This is a genomic window from Pseudomonas sp. CM27, assembly GCF_013179515.1.
In the GTDB taxonomy this organism is placed as follows: domain Bacteria; phylum Pseudomonadota; class Gammaproteobacteria; order Pseudomonadales; family Pseudomonadaceae; genus Aquipseudomonas.
On the sequence record NZ_JABMCN010000511.1, the window covers coordinates 1 to 524 of the forward strand.

Consider the following 524-nt stretch of genomic DNA (forward strand, 5'->3'; position numbering starts at 1 on the left):
GTCAACCACGACATCCTGATGGCCTGTATCGAGCGCCGGGTCAAAGATAAGTGCGTACTCAGGCTTATCCGCCGCTACCTTGAAGCGGGAGTCATGTCAGGCGGTGTCGTCAGCCCACGGCAGGAGGGGACGCCGCAAGGCGGCCCGCTCTCGCCGCTGCTGTCGAATATCCTGCTCGACGAACTTGACCGCGAACTGGAACGGCGGGGTCACCGCTTCGTGCGCTATGCCGATGACGCGAACATTTATGTACGCAGCCCTCGGGCTGGCGAACGGGTACTGGCCAGTGTCGAACGCTTCCTGAATCAACGTTTGAAACTGACGGTGAATCAGAAGAAGAGTCGAGTCGCGAGAGCCTGGAAGTGTGACTACTTGGGCTATGGGATGAGCTGGCATCAGCAGCCAAGGCTGCGGGTGGCAACGACGAGCCTGGGTCGCCTGCGCGACCGGCTCGCAGAGCTGCTACGCGGTGCACGGGGTCGCAAGATGACGAATACCATCGAGCGGATAAACCCTGTCCTGCG

General features: G+C 61.1%; 1 protein-coding gene. It reads left to right on the top strand.

The features are described 5' to 3' along the window. Positions 1-524: reverse transcriptase domain-containing protein (locus HP547_RS29290; protein WP_256676487.1), on the top strand; the 524-nt coding region annotated here is incomplete at both ends.